Origin of the sequence: Micromonospora sp. A3M-1-15 (assembly GCF_024213425.1) — a bacterium.
In the GTDB taxonomy this organism is placed as follows: Bacteria; Actinomycetota; Actinomycetes; order Mycobacteriales; family Micromonosporaceae; genus Micromonospora; species Micromonospora chersina.
Genome location: NZ_JANAVK010000002.1, coordinates 169,260 through 184,049 on the forward strand (window position 1 = coordinate 169,260; position 14,790 = coordinate 184,049).

Below are 14,790 nucleotides of genomic sequence, written 5' to 3' on the forward strand. Positions count from 1 at the left end.
GTGCGTCAGGGGCGGGGGAGCGGGACCGGCGGACCGTCCCCGATCAGCCGGAAGGACTCCTCGCCGACCGGCTCGACCAGGCCGTCGGTGACCAGCCCGGCGAGCGCCCGGGCCCGCTGCACGTCGTCGTGCCACACCCGGTCGAGGCGCTGGTGCGGCACCGGACCGGGAGCATCGCGCAGCACGGCGAGGAGCAGGCCGCGCACCTGGCGGTCGGTGCCGGCGTAGCGCTGGGGGCGGCGGGTCGGCCCGGCCGGTGCCGGCTGGCCGGAGGCCCGCCAGGCGCAGACCGACTCGAGCGGGCACACCGCGCAGCGCGGGGCGCGGGCGGTGCAGACCACCGCCCCGAGCTCCATGAACGCCGCGCTGGCCAGCGCCGCCGCGGCCGGCTCTATCGGCAGCAGTTCCTCGGTGGCGACCAGGTCGGCGGGGCGGGTGGCCGGACCGGCGTCGGGCTCACCGGCGATCGCCCGGCACACCACCCGCCGCACGTTGGTGTCCACCACCGGGTGCCGCTGCCCGTACGCGAAGGCCGCGACCGCCCGGGCCGTGTACGTGCCGACCCCGGGCAGCGCCAGCAGGTGGTCGAGCCGGTCCGGCACCTCGCCGCCGTGCCGTTCCACGATGGCCACCGCGCAGTCGCGCAGGCGTACGGCACGGCGGGGATAGCCGAGGCGGCCCCACATCCGGATCGCCTCGGCCGGGCTGTCCCCGGCCAGCGCGGCCGGGGTCGGCCAGCGGGTCAGCCACGCCTCCCAGGCGGGCAGCACCCGGACCACCGGCGTCTGCTGGAGCATGACCTCGCTGACCAGGATCGCCCAGGCGCCGACACCGGGCTCACGCCAGGGCAGGTCGCGGGCGTTGCGCTCGTACCAGCGGCTGACCAGGGTGGCGAAGGTGGGCACAGTCATGGCGCGGCCGATGATGTCACGGGCGGCTTTCCCGCAGGTTGGGCGGGGCGGGCGGGCCGTCGCGGCGCACCGGCGGTCACCGGGCAGAATGTCCGGATGAACGAGCTCGCGATCACCGTCATCGGCCGGGACCGGCCGGGCATCGTGGCCGACGTCGCCGAGGTCCTCGCGCGGCTCGGCGCGAACCTCACCGACTCGACGATGACCCGGTTGCGGGGACACTTCGCCATGACCCTGATCTGCGTGGGCCCGGCCGCCGCCGACGTCGAGGCCGCGCTGGCCCCGCTCGCCGCCGAGGGTCAGCTGCTGGCCACCGTACGGGCGGTCACCCCCGACGGGCAGGCCGCGCCGGCCGGCGAGCCGTACGTGATGGCCGTGCACGGCGCGGACCGGATGGGCATCGTGGCGGCCATGACCCGGGTGCTGACCGACGCGGGCGGCAACGTCACCGACCTGAGCACCCGGCTGACCGGTTCCCTCTACGTGGTGGTCGCCGAGGTCGAGTTGCCGCCGGACAGCGCCGACGAGGTGGCCGGCCGGCTCGCCCGCACCGCCGCGGAGCTGGGCGTGGGGGTCAGCCTCCGCCCGGCGGACACGGACCTGCTGTGACGGCGGAGGAGTACGTCGGCCTGGGCGGCTGGACCCCGGAGAAGCTCGGCCTCGCCGGCGAGGTACGCACGGTGGTGGCCGCGCCCGACCCGGTGCTCAGCCGGCCCGGGCCGGCGGTCGACCCGACCTCGGCCGAGGTGGTGCAGCTCGCGGCCGACCTGGTCGCCACCATGCGGGTGTCGCCCGGCTGCGTGGGCCTGGCGGCGCCGCAGGTCGGGGTGAGCGCCCAGGTGTTCGCCGTGGACGTGACCGGCCACTCGAAGGCGGTCACCGTGCACGGCACCTTCGTGCTCTGCAACGCCACCGTGGTGGAGGCGAGCCGCTGGAAGGCCGGGCGGGAGGGCTGCATGTCGGTGCCCGACCTGACCGGCGACGTGAAGCGGGCCAGCCGCCTGGTGGTCGAGGGCGTGCTGCCGGGCAGCGGCGAGCCGGTGCGGCTGGTCACCGACGGGTTCGAGGCGCGGGCGCTCCAGCACGAGATCGACCACTGCGCCGGCCTGCTCTTCCTCGACCGGGTGGCCGGGGCGCACGCCGTCTACCAGCGCAAGGTCTACCTCTGAGCCGTCGCGATGGGCATCCACTGTGGAGCGTCGGTGGGGCCGGGCGAAGGGTCACCGGCGCGTCGCGCCAGCGGGCCGGGCGTCGCGCCGCTACGGTGAACGCATCATGCGTCTGACGGTCGGCCCTCTGCCTCCCACCGTGTACTGGCGGCGTCGAGCCGTCGTACTCGGCGCCACGCTGCTCTTTGTGATTGTCCTGCTCTATTCCTGCACCGGCCCCGACCGGAACACCGGTGGGTCCGCGGGCGGTGTGTCACCGAGCAACACGGCGGCTCCGGGGCCGACCGGCTCGCTGCTGACCCCGCAGTCCACCAGCCCCTCGCCCACCGCGGGCGACTCGGGTGGCGGCAGCGGCACGGGCGACGGCAGCGGGACGAACAACGGCGGCGGCACGGGGACGAACAACGGCGGCTCCGGCACGAACGACGGTGGCGCGCCGGCCGCCCCGGTGGCCGACGACGGCACCTGCACCGACTCGGAGATCCGGGTGACCCCGGTGGCGGTGCCGGCCACCGCCCAGCGGGGCACGACCGTCACCCTGCGCCTCAAAATCAAGAACATCTCCGACCGCACCTGCAGCCGGGACGTGGGCGCCGACCTCCAGGAGCTCTACGTCAAGGCCGGCGCCGAGAAGATCTGGTCCTCGGACACCTGCGGCACCGGCAAGGGCTCGGACGTGCAGTCGTTCACGCCGAACTTCGAGCGCTCCTACGAGCTGGGCTGGAACGGGCGCGACGTGAGCCGCTGCGCCAACGGCCTGGCCAATGGCCCGTACGCCCCGATCGGCACCTACCAGGTCTTCGCCCGGGTGGGCACCAAGCTCAGCGAGCCGGTGAAGCTGACCATCACCGGCTGACGCCGGTCAGACGTAGCGCTCCAGGATGGACGCCTCGGCGAGGCGGGACAGCCCCTCGCGGACGCCCCGGGCGCGGGCGTCGCCCACCCCCTCGACCGCCTGGAGGTCCTCCACGGTCGCGCCGAGCAGCCGCTGGAGGCTGCCGAAGTGCACCACCAGCCGGTCGACCACGGCCGCGGGGAGCCGGGGCACCTTGGCCAGCAGGCGGAAGCCGCGCGGGCTCACCGCGGCGTCGAGCGCGTCGGAGGCCGACGGGTAGCCGATCGCCTTGGCCACCGCGACCAGGTCGATCAGCTCCGTGGCGCTGAGCAGGTCGAGTTCGACGAGAGCCTCGTCGAGGGTGCGGGACTTGCGGCCGATCGGCAGGTAGTCCCGGATGACCAGGGTGCGGTCGGCGTCCACGCCGGCCATCAGCTCGTCGAGCTGGAGGGCGAGGAGCCGGCCGTCGGTGCCCAGCTCGACCACGTAGCCGGCGATCTCGTCGGCGATGCGGCGGACCATCTCCAGCCGCTGCACCACGGCCACCGCGTCGCGGACGGTGACCAGGTCCTCGATCTCCAGGGCGGAGAGCGTGCCGGAGACCTCGTCCAGCCGGAGCTTGTAGCGCTCGAGGGTGGCCAGCGCCTGGTTGGCCCGGGAGAGGATCGCCGCCGAGTCGTCCAGCACGTGCCGCTGGCCGTTGACGTAGAGGCTGATGATCCGCATGGACTGGCTGACCGAGATCACCGGGTATCCGGTCTGCCGGGCCACCCGCTCGGCGGTGCGGTGGCGGGTGCCGGACTCCTCGGTGGGGATCGACGGGTCGGGCATGAGGTGCACGGCGGCCCGGACGATCCGGGTGCCGTCGCTGGAGAGCACCACGGCCCCGTCCATCTTGCACAGCTCGCGGACCCGGGTCGCGGAGAACTCGACGTCGAGCGGGAACCCGCCGGTGCAGATCTGCTCGACGACCTTGTCGTAGCCGAGCACGATCAGCGCGCCGGTGCGGCCGCGGAGGATCCGCTCCAGGCCGTCGCGGAGCGCGGTGCCCGGCGCCATGAGGGCGAGGTTGGCCCGCAGCGGGTCGCCGCCGGCCCCGCCGACGCTTCCGGTGACGCTCACGCTGATGGCACGGGCGGGGGAGCCCACGGCGCCGGTGCGGGCGTGCGGCGTCGCCGCGGCGGGCTTGGTGGCATCGCGGTCGATCGGCACGGGCACAGTCTACGGACTGCCGTGCGGTGGGTGCTCTCGTGGTTACTGTGATGTGTCACGATGTCCGGCTCCCCCGGTCGCCGACGCGCTGCGCCGGCTGTCCGAAATCGCCCGGCCGGTCCCACCGCACGCCTACCGACCGTCACTCGGCCGACGCGCGCGCGGCAGCCTGGAGGGCCGCCCGGACGTCGGTGACCTCCGTCACCCGCATGTTCTCCGGGGCCACCCCACTGCTGCCGGGGCCGCAGCCGGGCGGCACCAGCGCCTGCCGGAAGCCGAGCCGGGCCGCCTCGGCGAGCCGGCGGGGCACCGCACCGACCCGGCGTACCTCGCCGGTGAGCCCCACCTCGCCGATGGCCACCAGGTGCGGGTTGAGGGCCAGGTTGAGCCCGCCCGAGGCGACCGCCAGCGCCACGGCCAGGTCGGCTGCCGGCTCGACCACCCGGATGCCGCCCACCGTGGCGGCGAAGACCTCACGGTCGTGCAGGGTGAGGCGCTCGGTGCGGCGCTGGAGCACCGCGAGCACCATGGCCAGCCGGGCGCCGTCCAGCCCGGAGACGGTGCGCCGGGGGGAGCCGGCGACCGTGGCGCCGATCAGCGCCTGCACCTCGGTGACCAGGGCACGCCGCCCCTCCATGGCCACCGTCACGCAGGTGCCCGGCACCGGCTCGGAGTAGCGGGTCAGGAAGAGGCCGGACGGGTCGGCCAGGCTGCTGATGCCGCCCTCGTGCATCTCGAAGCAGCCCACCTCGTCGGCCGCGCCGAACCGGTTCTTCACCCCGCGGACCATGCGCAGCGAGGAGTGCTTGTCGCCCTCGAAGTGCAGCACCACGTCGACCAGGTGCTCCAGCACCCGGGGACCGGCGACCTGGCCGTCCTTGGTGACGTGCCCGACCAGCACGGTGGCGATGCCGCGTTCCTTGGCGACCGCGACCAGGGCCGCGGTGACCGCCCGGACCTGGGTCACCCCGCCCGGCACACCCTCGGTGCCGGTCGTGGAGATGGTCTGCACCGAGTCGAGCACCAGCAGCCCCGGCTTGACCGCGTCGAGGTGCCCGAGGACCGCCGACAGGTCGCTCTCGGCGGCCAGGTAGAGCTGCTCGTGCAGGGTGCCCATCCGCTCGGCGCGCAGCCGCACCTGGCTGACCGACTCCTCGCCGCTGACCACCAGCGACGGGCTGCCCGCGTTGGCCGCCCACTGCTGCGCGACGTCGAGCAGCAGGGTGGACTTGCCGACCCCGGGCTCGCCGGCGAGCAGCACCACCGCGCCGGGGACCAGGCCGCCGCCGAGCACCCGGTCGAGCTCGCTGACCCCGGTGGCGCGGGCCCGGGCGGGCGCGGCGCTGATGGTGGCGATCGGGCGGGCCGGCTCGGCGGGCATCCGGGAGCTGACCACCCGGCCGGACACCAGCGGGCCGGTCACCGTGCACTCGACCACGGAGCCCCACTCGCCGCACTCCGGGCAGCGCCCCACCCACTTGGGGGGCTGGTGGCCGCAGGCGTCGCACTCGTAGGCCGGGCGCGGCTCCTTGGCGGTGGTGCGGGCGCGGCCGGCGGTGGCGCGGGGGGAGGTCGATCGGGGCGTGCTCACCCCAGGACGCTAACCGGACGGTACGACGAAAGCCCACCCGGAAACGGCGACACCGCCGGGCGTGGCGCTGGCCACACCGGCGGTGTCGTCGGAGCTGGGTCGGGCGTCAGCTGTGGTTGCCGCCCTCGGTGCCGCCCTCGATGAGGCCGCCCGGGTGGCCGGCGCCGCCCTCCTCCTCGCGGGGCTGCACCACCGGCGAGGGCGGTGCGGCCGGGGTCAGCGGGACGCCGACCGCCGCGCCGGTCTTGATGACCTTGCCGCCGCCGAAGTCGAAGGTCAGGTTGACCGGCTGACCGACGCGCAGGCTCTGATTCAGGCCGACGAGCTGGAGGAACCGCGGGCTGCTGCCGGTCAGCTGGACGTAGCTGAGGGCCGGGATCTCGATCCGGGCCGGCTGGCCGGCCGGCGCCGACTCGCTCGCCGACGGCGACGGGTTCGCCGAGGCGGACCCGCTGGCCGAGGCGGAGCCGCTCGCCGACGGGGACTCGCTGGTGCCGAGCGACTGGCTGGGCGACGCGCTCGGGTCGGTCGCGGTGGGCGACGCGGAGGCCGGCTCGGTCGGCGAGCCGGTCGGGGTGGCCGCCTCGCTGCCCGCCCCGGCGCCGCTGAGCACGATCTCCCGGGCGCCGTCGGTGGTGACGGTCACGGTCACCGGCTGCTGGCTGTCGTTGTAGATGACCACGTTCAGCCGCGCGTTGGCGCCGGACTTGTAACCCTCCGGGCCGGGGAACTCCACGTAGAGGCCGCGCACCTTGTAGAGGTTGTCGGGGGTCTGGACGTTGACGCCCTGCACCGACGGGATCTTGTTGGCGGTCTCGGCCACCTGGCCGGCGCCACACCCGGACAGCAGCAGGCTCGTCGCCGCCGCCGTGCCGGCCAGCAACAGGGCCGCCCGCCCGGAACCCCTGATCGAGCGCGTCACGTCGGTCCTCCTCGTCACGATCCCCACCCGGCGGGACGCCGGACACGGGGTGGCCATACCCGCGCAGACCGCGCTCCAGGGTAGTTGGAGCTGATCGAGGCCCGCACGCCGACCCGGTAATGCCACCTTCGTGGGGAACCGTCAGACGACCCGGCCGCTCGCCACCAGCAGCACCACATCGATGAGCGCCACCACCAGCACCGCCCGGAAGGCGGCGACCTGCCGTCCGCCGGCCCCGGCCGCGGTGCGTCCGGCGTACCAACCGAGGGCCGGCACGCCGACGGCGGCGGCGACCGCCGACAGCCCGGCCCACGACGGCGGCCCGGGCGGCCCCAGGACCAGCGCGACGGTGGCCGCGAGGAGCAGCCCGGCGGCGGCCGCCCGGCTGCCCGCCGGTCCCAGCCGGTGGGGCAGCCCGCGCACCCCGGTCCGCGCGTCGTCGGCCAGGTCGGGCAGCACGTTGGCGAAGTGTGCCCCGGCGCCCAGCAGCGCGGCGGCCGCGACCAGCCAGACCGGGGGAGCGGGCGCGCCCGGCAGGGCCAGCACCACGAAGGCGGGCAGCGTGCCGAACGAGACCGCGTAGGGCAGCACCGACACCGGGGTCGACTTCAGCGGCCAGTTGTAGAGCAGTGCCGAGACCAGGCCGAGGGTGGCGCAGAGCGCCGCCGCCGGGCCGGTGGCCAGCGCCAGCAGCGGGGTGGCGACGGCCGCCGGCACGGTGGCGCGGGCCAGGGCCCGCCGGGAGATCGCGCCGGTGGTCACCGGTTTGTCGGTACGCCCCACCGTGGCGTCCCGGTCGGCGTCGATCAGGTCGTTGCTCCAGCCCACGGCGAGCTGGCTGGCCAGCACCGTGAGCGCGACGACGGTGATCCCGGCCGGGTCGTGCCCGACGCCCCGGGCGAGCAGCGCGGCCACCACGGTCACCGCGGCGGCCGGTTCCGGGTGGCTCGCCCTGACCAGCCCTAACACCGACATCGACATAAGGGAAGTCTGGTCGTTACCGGGGAGTCGTGCCACGCTCGGTCCATGCGGAACGCGGCCCCGGTGTCCACCCCGCCCCGGGTGCTGCCGCCCAACGATCCCCGCCAGTACGACGACCTGGCCGGCGAGTGGTGGCGACCGGACGGCGCGTTCGCGATGCTGCACTGGCTGGCCCGGGCCCGCGCGGCCCTGGTGCCGCCGGCGTCCGAAAAGGACGAGCTGCTGGTCGACCTCGGCTGCGGCGCCGGGCTGCTCGCCCCGCACCTGGCCGGCAAGGGCTACCGGCACGTCGGGGTGGACCTGACCCGCTCCGCCCTCGACCAGGCCGCCGCGCACGGCGTGACCGTGGTCCAGGGCGATGCCACCGCGGTCCCGCTCGCGGACGGCTGCGCCGCCGTGGTCTCCGCGGGTGAGCTGCTGGAACACGTGCCGGACTGGCGGCGCGCGGTGGCCGAGGCGTGCCGGCTGCTGCGGCCGGGCGGGCTGCTGGTGCTGGACACCCTCAACGACACCCTGCTGGCGCGGCTGGTCGCGGTGGAGCTCGGCGAGCGGCTCCCCACCGTGCCGCGCGGCATCCACGATCCACGGTTGTTCGTGGACGCCCGCGCGCTGGTGGCGGAATGCGCCCGGCACGGCGTGGCGCTACGCGTGCGCGGCGTCCGACCCGAGCTGGGCGGGACACTGGCCTGGCTGGTGCGCCGCTGGCGCGCTGCCGACCGTCCGGTCCGGAGGGAGCCGCGCATCGTGCCGACCCGGTCGACCGCTGTGCTCTACCAGGGCCACGGGCGCCGGAACGGGTAGCGGGGGCCGCCCGGGGTAAAGGGGACGCCGAGAAGGGGGCTACATGACTGTGCACGCGCTGGAGGCGGCCCGCAGGTTGGCGCCGCGACTGGCCGCCCGCGCGGCCGACCACGACCGGGACGGCTCGTTCCCGGTCGACGACTTCGCCGACCTCCGGGAGGCCGGCCTGTTCGGGCTCATGGTGCCGCGCGAGCTGGGCGGCATGGGCGCCACCTTCGCCGAATACGCGGCGGTCGCCACCGAACTGGCCCGGGGCAACGGCGCGACGGCGCTGGTGTTCAACATGCACGCCTCGGTCACCGGCGCGCTGGGCGCGGTCACCGAGGAGCTGGCCGAGGCGCTCGGCGTACCGGACGAGGCGCTGGCCGCCCGGGACCGCCTGCTCCGCGCGGCGGCCGACGGCGCCTGGTACGCGGTGGCCATGAGCGAGCGCGGCGCCGGCGCCCGGCTGTCCCAGCTCAGCACGGTCTACGAGGCGGTCGAGGGCGGCTGGCACCTCAAGGGCAGCAAGACCTTCTGCTCCGGCGCCGGCCACCCGGACGGCTACCTGGTGGCCGCACGCAGCGCCACCGACCAGTCGGTGGTCTCCCAGTTCCTGGTCCCCGCGGGGGAGGGGCTCACGGTCGAGCCCACCTGGGACTCGCTGGGCATGCGCGCCACCTCGTCGCACGACCTGCACCTGGACGTGACCGTGCCCGCCGACCGGCTGCTCGGCGGGGTGGAGGGCCTGGCCCTGGTGGTCGCCCAGCTCATGCCGCACTGGCTGGTGGCCAGCTACGCGGCGGTCTACGTCGGGGTGGCCCGGGCCGCGATCGAGGCCGCCGCCGAGCACCTGAACGCACGCAACCTGGCCGGCCTGCCGGCGGTCCGGGCCCGGCTGGGCCGGGCGGACGCGGCCGTGGCGGCGGCCGAACTGGTGGTCGCCGAGGCGGCCCGCCGGGTCGACGAGGCGCCCGGCGACGCGGAGACCAACCGCTGGGTGTGGCGGGCCAAGCTGCTGGCCGGCACCACGGCCGCCGAGGTGGCGGCGTCCATGCTGGAGGCCGCCGGCACGTCGGCCACCCGGCGGGGGCATCCGTTGGAGCGGCTCTACCGGGACGCCCGGTGCGGCTCGCTCCACCCGGCCACGTCCGACGTCTGCGCCGACTGGCTCGGCATCGCCGCGCTCGGCGGCGACCCGGACCGCGACGGCTCGACGCCTCGTTGGTGAGTCGGTCTTGCGAAACCCCGCAGTCGTGGGCGGGCGGGGCTCGTTGGTGAAGCGTGGGATGGGGACGAGAGGTGTGGGGGACATGGGCGTGCCGGTGATCGCGGGTCTGGGTACGGCGCAACCGCCGTCCGCCGCGCAGGACGAGCTGTGGGCGGGCTTCTTCGCGAAGCACTTCTCCGGGACCACCCGGGCGCTGGCCGAGCGGATCTTCGCCAACTCCGGGGTGTCCCGGCGCCAGGCGGCGGTGAACCCGCTGCTGGAGGACGTCTCGGAGTGGCCCACCGAGCGCCGGATGCGGCGCTACCAGGTCGAGGCGCTGCCGCTGGGCAAGGAGGCGGTCGGCCGGGCGCTGACCGCCGCCGGCCTGGACGCCGGTGACATCGGCCTCTTCGTGGTCTGCTCCTGCACCGGGTACGCCACCCCGGGGCTGGACATCCTGCTCGCCCGGGACCTGGGCATGGCCCCGGACACGCAGCGCATGTTCGTCGGGCACATGGGCTGCTACGCGGCCCTGCCGGGGCTCGGCGCGGCGAGCGACTTCGTCACCGCCCGGGGCCGCCCCGCGCTGCTGCTCTGCGCGGAGCTGACCAGCCTGCACATCCAGCCGCCGGGCGCGCGGGTGGACACCCAGCAGATCGTCTCGCACGCGCTCTTCTCCGACGCCGCGGTCGCCGCCGTGGTCGTCCCCGGCGGCCGGGGGTACGCGCTGCGCGAGGTCACCTCGGTCACCGACACCTCCACGGCCGACCACATGACCTGGGACGTCACGGACACCGGCTTCCGGATGGGGCTGTCCCCGAAGGTGCCGCAGGTGCTCTCGCGCCACGTCCGGGGGCTGGTCGACGACCTGCTGGCCCGGCACGGGTGGCAGCGTTCCGAGGTGGACGGCTGGGCGGTGCACCCGGGCGGCCCCCGCATCCTCAACGTGGTGGAGCGGGAGCTGGCCCTGCCGCCGGCGGCGCTGGCGGCGTCCCGGGCCACCCTGGACGAGCACGGCAACTGCTCGTCCCCGACGGTGCTGCTGATCCTGGACCGGCTGGGCCGGGCGGAGACGCCGCCGGAGCGGGTCGTGATGCTGGCCTTCGGCCCGGGCCTCACGCTCTACGCGGCCCTGCTGGAGCGCACCACCTGACGGGACGGCGGCTGCCGTGCCGCGCCGATACGCTCTCCGCATGGCTCCCGACGAGCGGATCCGGCGCGCGCTGCTGGCCGGGCTGACCGTGACGGCGCTGGCGGCCGGCGCCGGCTGGTGGCGGATGGCGGCGCCGGCGCTCGGGCAGGCCGGGCCCCGGCCCACCCCGTCGACCGACGCCTTCCTCCACCCCGGCGTCCGGGTCGCCCCGACCGGCTCGCCGACCAGGTTGAGCGTGGTGGTGGACGCGCAGACCGGGCGGGTGCTGGAGCAGGCGGAGGCGGACCCGGATGCGCCCCTGGTGATCCACGAGGAGCCCGGCGGGGTGACGCAGCGGAGCGAGGTCCTCTTCGAGGTGTGGCGGGAGCGGTCCCGCCTGACGCCGGACGCGGCCCCCGTGACCCGCCGGGCGAACGCGTCGGACGGCAACCGCTTCCTGCTGACGGTCAGCTGCTCCGGCGCGGGCGCGGTGGCCGTCCGGTTCACCGGTTCGTCCGACGACGGGACGGAGCAGATACTGAGCTGCGACGGGCCGACCGCCTCGATGGTGACGGTGAACTCGATGGGCGGGCCGCTGCTGGTCCGGTTCGCCGCGCTGCGGAACCGGGTCGACCTCGACGCCCGGCTGCAGGCGCTGGGCTGAACGGCGGTCAGCCGGCCAGCCGGGCCAGGTCGTCGCGGTAGTCCGTCACCGGGCCCAGCTCGGGCACCACCCGGACCAGGGTGCCCTGCCGGTCCACCAGCAAGGCGGCGGCCGTGCCCGGGTGGGCGGAGAGATGCAGGTAGGAGCGGAGGCCGCCGGCCGGGTCGGCGAGCGGGCGGACGCCCGGGGCGGTGGCGGACGCGGCGCTGCGGCTCTCGGTGACGGTGACCACGGTCACCCCGGGCGGCGCGGTCGCCGCCGCGATGCCGACCTGCTCCGTGCAGACGCACGCGTCCACGAGGATGATCATGGCGGGCAACAGGCTGCGCAGCGGCACCGGCGCGTCGTCCGGACCGACCAGGTCGAGCGCGGGCAGCGGCCCGATCGGCGCCGTCGGGTACGGGAGCACGGTGGGAGCGCCGCCGGAGCGGCTCGACCGGGGCCAGGTGACGGCGGCCAGCCCGGTGAGGGTGATCAGCACGGCGACCAGCAGGACCAGCACCGGCAGCCCGGGCGCCGCCGGACCGGCCGGGCCGAGGCGCCGCCGCGAGGTGGCCTGCCGGCGGGCCGAGCGCAGCTCGCGGCGGACCTGGCGGGCCTCCTCGGCCAGCGCCGAGGCGTCGTCAGGGACGACCACCCGACCCCACTCCGGAGGCAGGTCGGGCAGCCCGTCCGGTGGCCCGTGGCCTTCAGCGTCAGGCATGCCCATCGGACCCCCAGGAACCGTCTCGGTGAGCGGACGTCCGTCCGTTCCCAGCGTCCCGCACCGGCCGTCGTACCGCCACACCTGGGCGCACGTGGAATTCCGGAGCTACCATGGAAGGAGCGCATCGCCCTAGATATGAACGCTTCCGTCACCCTTACCGGGTTGTCATCCGTTGGTCACGGAGCGTGTCGAAACCATCGGCTTGACCGCCTGTCAAGCTGAAGAAATACCTCTCACAGGGCCCCTGAGCTGCGCCAACGGTCAGGACAGCGGTGAGACATCGGTGCCTGAGCGTGTTACCCTAGACACAGCGAAAGGGGTTTCGAACCTATGGTTTTCAGTGTCGGCGAGACCGTTGTTTACCCCCACCACGGGGCCGCACTCATCGAGGCAATCGAGACTCGGGTCATCAAGGGCGAGCCTAAGCAGTACCTCGTCCTGAGGGTCGCGCAGGGTGACCTGACGGTCCGGGTGCCCGCCGAGAACGCCGAGATCGTGGGTGTGCGAGAGGTGGTCGGCGAAGAGGGCCTGGGCAAGGTCTTCGACGTGCTCCGTGCACCGCACACCGAGGAGCCGACCAACTGGTCGCGGCGTTACAAGGCGAATCTGGAGAAGCTGGCCTCCGGTAACCCGCTGAAGGTCGCCGAGGTCGTCCGCGACCTGTGGCGCCGGGAGCGGGAGCGGGGTCTCTCCGCGGGTGAGAAGCGCATGCTGGCCAAGGCCCGCGACATTCTCGTCGGCGAGGTCGCGCTGGCCGAGAAGAGCACCAAGGACGAGGCGGAGACGCTGCTCGACAAGGTGCTGACCGAGGCCTGATCCACACCTCATCGTCGTACCCACGCCGAAGCGAACGAATCCGAGGACCGCGACGTGACCGCGCAGCTCAATCCGCGCGGTGACGTCGCGGTCCTCGTTCCTGCGGCCGGTGCCGGGCTACGCCTCGGCCCGGGCGCGCCCAAGGCGCTCCGGCTGCTGGCCGGCGAGCCGCTGCTGGTGCACGCGGTCCGCCGGATCGCCGCCGCGCCCTCGGTGCACACCGTCGTGGTGGCCGCGCCGGGCGCCGACGTCGAGGCGGTCCGGGCGATGCTCGCGCCGGTGGCCCGGGTCACCGTGGTCCCCGGCGGCGCCGAGCGCCAGGCGTCGGTGGCCGCCGCGCTGGCCGCCGTCCCCGCCGGACCGGAGATCGTCCTCGTGCACGACGCGGCGCGGGCGCTCACCCCGCCCGAGCTGGTCGAGTCGGTGGCCGCGGCGGTCCGCGCCGGCCACGACGCGGTGATCCCGGTGCTGCCGGTGGTCGACACGGTCAAGGAGGTCGACGCCGGCGAACGGGTCCTCGGCACGGTCGACCGGGCCGCCCTGCGCGCGGTGCAGACCCCGCAGGGCTTCCGCCGGTCCGTGCTCACCGCCGCACACGAGGCGGCCGGCGACCCGCTCACCGACGACGCCGGCCTGGTCGAGAAGCTGGGCGTCCCGGTGGACTGCATACCCGGGTCGGAGCTGGCCCTGAAGATCACCCGCCCGTTCGACCTGGCCCTGGCCGAGCACCTGCTGGCCGGCGGCGCCTGACGCGTACCCTCGGTTCATGATCGTTCCTCGGGTGGCCATCGGCACCGACGTGCACGCCTTCGCGGCCGGGCGACCCTGCTGGGTTGCGGGCCTGCACTGGCCGGACCAGGACGGCCTGGCCGGCCACTCGGACGCCGACGTGGCGGCGCACGCCGCCTGCAACGCCCTGCTCTCCGCGGCCGGCCTCGGCGACCTGGGCGCGAACTTCGGGGTGGACCAGCCGGAGTGGGCGGGCGCGTCCGGGGTGGCCCTGCTGACCGAGAGCGCCCGGCGGGTCCGGGCGGCCGGCTTCGAGATCGGCAACGTGTCGGTCCAGGTGGTCGGCAACCGACCCAAGATCGGCCCGCGCCGGGACGAGGCGCAGCGGGTGCTCTCCGCGGCGGTCGGCGCGCCGGTCACCGTCTCCGCCGCCACCACCGACGGCCTGGGCTTCACGGGGCGCGGCGAAGGGCTCACCGGGATCGCGGTGGCCCTCGTCTACGAGGCGCCGGCGGCGTGACGCGGCGACCGGGCGGCGCCCGGTCGCCGCGCCGGATCAGTCGACGTCCGTGCAGACGTTGTGCGTCGTGCCGTGGAGCATCGTGATGGTCTTCTCGAAGGTGGGGGTGAACTCCACGGTGAACTGGCCGTCGACGATCCACAGCCCCTTCGGCAGCGAACCCGCGTTCTCCCGGAAGCCGAGCAGCACGGGCCCGGTCACGTACCAGGTCATCGACCCGTCCGTGCCGTAGACGACGAGCGAGGTGCCGCTGGCGTCCGCCGTGGACGTGGCCCCGGTCTCCAGGTTGGTCACCCGGTCGATGAGGGCGCCGGTGAACAGCTCCCGCTTCGGCGAGCCGTCCGGGTACGTGGCCAGGGTCAGCTTCCGGACCTCGTCGACGATCGGTTCGACCCGTACCGCGAAGTCGCAGCGGGCCCCGGCCGGCATCTCGAACGCCGCCTGCGGGGCCGGCTCCCAGGCGCCGGGGGCGGTGTCGCCGCTCGCGGCGGACGCCGTGCCGGGCAGGGTCGCGACGATCGCGGCCACGACCGACGCCACCGCCACACTCATCTTCAAACGCATGGTCACTCCATCCGTGCTTCTGGTCAGGGCCGGACCAGGGTCACCGGC

General features: G+C 75.1%; 17 protein-coding genes. 10 read left to right on the forward strand and 7 right to left on the reverse strand.

Annotation, left to right across the window (positions count from 1 at the left end; genetic code table 11):
* Positions 1-5: 5 nt before the first annotated feature.
* Positions 6-911: an A/G-specific adenine glycosylase gene (locus NLX85_RS10455; RefSeq protein WP_254334034.1), complete on the reverse strand. Its 906-nt coding sequence runs from the start codon at positions 909-911 to the stop codon at positions 6-8.
* 96 nt (positions 912-1,007) lie between these two features.
* Here NLX85_RS10455 and NLX85_RS10460 point away from each other — a divergent pair, with 96 nt between their 5' ends.
* From NLX85_RS10460 to NLX85_RS10470, 3 genes are all read left to right on the forward strand, one after another.
* Positions 1,008-1,520, forward strand: a complete 513-nt coding sequence (locus tag NLX85_RS10460; RefSeq protein ID WP_254334036.1) for a glycine cleavage system protein R — start codon at positions 1,008-1,010, stop codon at positions 1,518-1,520.
* Positions 1,517-2,080 carry a peptide deformylase gene (locus NLX85_RS10465; RefSeq protein ID WP_254334038.1) on the forward strand — a complete coding sequence of 188 codons (564 nt, stop codon included), beginning with the start codon at positions 1,517-1,519 and terminating at the stop codon, positions 2,078-2,080. The genes NLX85_RS10460 and NLX85_RS10465 overlap by 4 nt, the downstream gene beginning before the upstream one ends.
* A 106-nt stretch (positions 2,081-2,186) precedes the next feature.
* Entirely contained in the window at positions 2,187-2,936 is a 750-nt protein-coding gene (locus tag NLX85_RS10470) for a hypothetical protein (RefSeq protein WP_254334045.1), read from the forward strand.
* A 6-nt stretch (positions 2,937-2,942) separates the two neighbouring features.
* On the opposite strand, the gene disA is transcribed toward NLX85_RS10470, so the two are convergent.
* From disA to NLX85_RS10490, 4 genes are all read right to left on the reverse strand, one after another.
* Positions 2,943-4,127 carry a DNA integrity scanning diadenylate cyclase DisA gene (disA, locus tag NLX85_RS10475; RefSeq protein WP_254334047.1) on the reverse strand — a complete coding sequence of 395 codons (1,185 nt, stop codon included), beginning with the start codon at positions 4,125-4,127 and terminating at the stop codon, positions 2,943-2,945.
* Between the two features lie 142 nt (positions 4,128-4,269).
* On the reverse strand, positions 4,270-5,718 hold the full coding sequence (gene radA / locus NLX85_RS10480) for a DNA repair protein RadA (protein ID WP_254334053.1): 1,449 nt from the start codon (positions 5,716-5,718) through the stop codon (positions 4,270-4,272).
* A gap of 106 nt (positions 5,719-5,824) precedes the next feature.
* Complete coding sequence (locus NLX85_RS10485) at positions 5,825-6,640, reverse strand: hypothetical protein (protein ID WP_254334055.1); 816 nt, start codon at positions 6,638-6,640, stop codon at positions 5,825-5,827.
* A gap of 141 nt (positions 6,641-6,781) precedes the next feature.
* Complete coding sequence (locus NLX85_RS10490) at positions 6,782-7,621, reverse strand: UbiA family prenyltransferase (RefSeq protein WP_254334057.1); 840 nt, start codon at positions 7,619-7,621, stop codon at positions 6,782-6,784.
* 45 nt (positions 7,622-7,666) lie between these two features.
* Between NLX85_RS10490 and NLX85_RS10495 the strand changes: the two genes are divergently transcribed.
* The 4 genes from NLX85_RS10495 to NLX85_RS10510 all read left to right on the forward strand — a co-directional run bounded on the left by NLX85_RS10495 (position 7,667) and on the right by NLX85_RS10510 (position 11,407).
* Positions 7,667-8,422: a methyltransferase domain-containing protein gene (locus NLX85_RS10495; RefSeq protein WP_254334059.1), complete on the forward strand. Its 756-nt coding sequence runs from the start codon at positions 7,667-7,669 to the stop codon at positions 8,420-8,422.
* Positions 8,423-8,465: 43 nt separating this feature from the next.
* Positions 8,466-9,632 (forward strand): acyl-CoA dehydrogenase family protein, encoded by a 1,167-nt coding sequence (locus NLX85_RS10500; RefSeq protein ID WP_254334061.1) that lies wholly within the window; start codon positions 8,466-8,468, stop codon positions 9,630-9,632.
* Between the two features lie 82 nt (positions 9,633-9,714).
* Positions 9,715-10,764 (forward strand): type III polyketide synthase, encoded by a 1,050-nt coding sequence (locus NLX85_RS10505; protein ID WP_254334063.1) that lies wholly within the window; start codon positions 9,715-9,717, stop codon positions 10,762-10,764.
* Positions 10,765-10,804: 40 nt separating this feature from the next.
* Complete coding sequence (locus NLX85_RS10510; protein WP_254334065.1) at positions 10,805-11,407, forward strand: hypothetical protein; 603 nt, start codon at positions 10,805-10,807, stop codon at positions 11,405-11,407.
* 7 nt (positions 11,408-11,414) lie between these two features.
* Here the strand turns inward: NLX85_RS10510 and NLX85_RS10515 are convergent, their stop codons facing one another.
* Positions 11,415-12,116 carry a hypothetical protein gene (locus NLX85_RS10515; RefSeq protein WP_254334067.1) on the reverse strand — a complete coding sequence of 234 codons (702 nt, stop codon included), beginning with the start codon at positions 12,114-12,116 and terminating at the stop codon, positions 11,415-11,417.
* A 327-nt stretch (positions 12,117-12,443) separates the two neighbouring features.
* Between NLX85_RS10515 and NLX85_RS10520 the strand changes: the two genes are divergently transcribed.
* From NLX85_RS10520 to ispF, 3 genes are read left to right on the forward strand one after another with little or no spacing between them, the layout of a single operon-like run.
* Positions 12,444-12,929, forward strand: a complete 486-nt coding sequence (locus NLX85_RS10520) for a CarD family transcriptional regulator (protein WP_007073334.1) — start codon at positions 12,444-12,446, stop codon at positions 12,927-12,929.
* Positions 12,930-12,983: 54 nt separating this feature from the next.
* Positions 12,984-13,679, forward strand: a complete 696-nt coding sequence (gene ispD, locus NLX85_RS10525; RefSeq protein ID WP_254334069.1) for a 2-C-methyl-D-erythritol 4-phosphate cytidylyltransferase — start codon at positions 12,984-12,986, stop codon at positions 13,677-13,679.
* Between the two features lie 16 nt (positions 13,680-13,695).
* Entirely contained in the window at positions 13,696-14,178 is a 483-nt protein-coding gene (gene ispF / locus NLX85_RS10530) for a 2-C-methyl-D-erythritol 2,4-cyclodiphosphate synthase (RefSeq protein ID WP_107078274.1), read from the forward strand.
* Positions 14,179-14,214: 36 nt separating this feature from the next.
* On the opposite strand, the gene NLX85_RS10535 is transcribed toward ispF, so the two are convergent.
* Entirely contained in the window at positions 14,215-14,742 is a 528-nt protein-coding gene (locus NLX85_RS10535; RefSeq protein WP_254334071.1) for a hypothetical protein, read from the reverse strand.
* Positions 14,743-14,790 lie beyond the last annotated feature (48 nt).

Bases quoted from the DNA above. Each gene is read 5' to 3' on its own strand.
- NLX85_RS10500 (WP_254334061.1), top strand. From the start codon at position 8,466: ATGACTGTGCACGCGCTGGAGGCGGCCCGCAGGTTGGCGCCGCGACTG.
- ispF (WP_107078274.1), top strand. From the start codon at position 13,696: ATGATCGTTCCTCGGGTGGCCATCGGCACCGACGTGCACGCCTTCGCG.
- NLX85_RS10520 (WP_007073334.1), top strand. From the start codon at position 12,444: ATGGTTTTCAGTGTCGGCGAGACCGTTGTTTACCCCCACCACGGGGCC.
- NLX85_RS10535 (WP_254334071.1), bottom strand. From the start codon at position 14,742: ATGCGTTTGAAGATGAGTGTGGCGGTGGCGTCGGTCGTGGCCGCGATC.
- NLX85_RS10510 (WP_254334065.1), top strand. From the start codon at position 10,805: ATGGCTCCCGACGAGCGGATCCGGCGCGCGCTGCTGGCCGGGCTGACC.
- NLX85_RS10505 (WP_254334063.1), top strand. From the start codon at position 9,715: ATGGGCGTGCCGGTGATCGCGGGTCTGGGTACGGCGCAACCGCCGTCC.
- NLX85_RS10455 (WP_254334034.1), bottom strand. From the start codon at position 911: ATGACTGTGCCCACCTTCGCCACCCTGGTCAGCCGCTGGTACGAGCGC.
- NLX85_RS10490 (WP_254334057.1), bottom strand. From the start codon at position 7,621: ATGTCGATGTCGGTGTTAGGGCTGGTCAGGGCGAGCCACCCGGAACCG.
- NLX85_RS10460 (WP_254334036.1), top strand. From the start codon at position 1,008: ATGAACGAGCTCGCGATCACCGTCATCGGCCGGGACCGGCCGGGCATC.
- NLX85_RS10495 (WP_254334059.1), top strand. From the start codon at position 7,667: ATGCGGAACGCGGCCCCGGTGTCCACCCCGCCCCGGGTGCTGCCGCCC.
- NLX85_RS10515 (WP_254334067.1), bottom strand. From the start codon at position 12,116: ATGGGCATGCCTGACGCTGAAGGCCACGGGCCACCGGACGGGCTGCCC.
- NLX85_RS10470 (WP_254334045.1), top strand. From the start codon at position 2,187: ATGCGTCTGACGGTCGGCCCTCTGCCTCCCACCGTGTACTGGCGGCGT.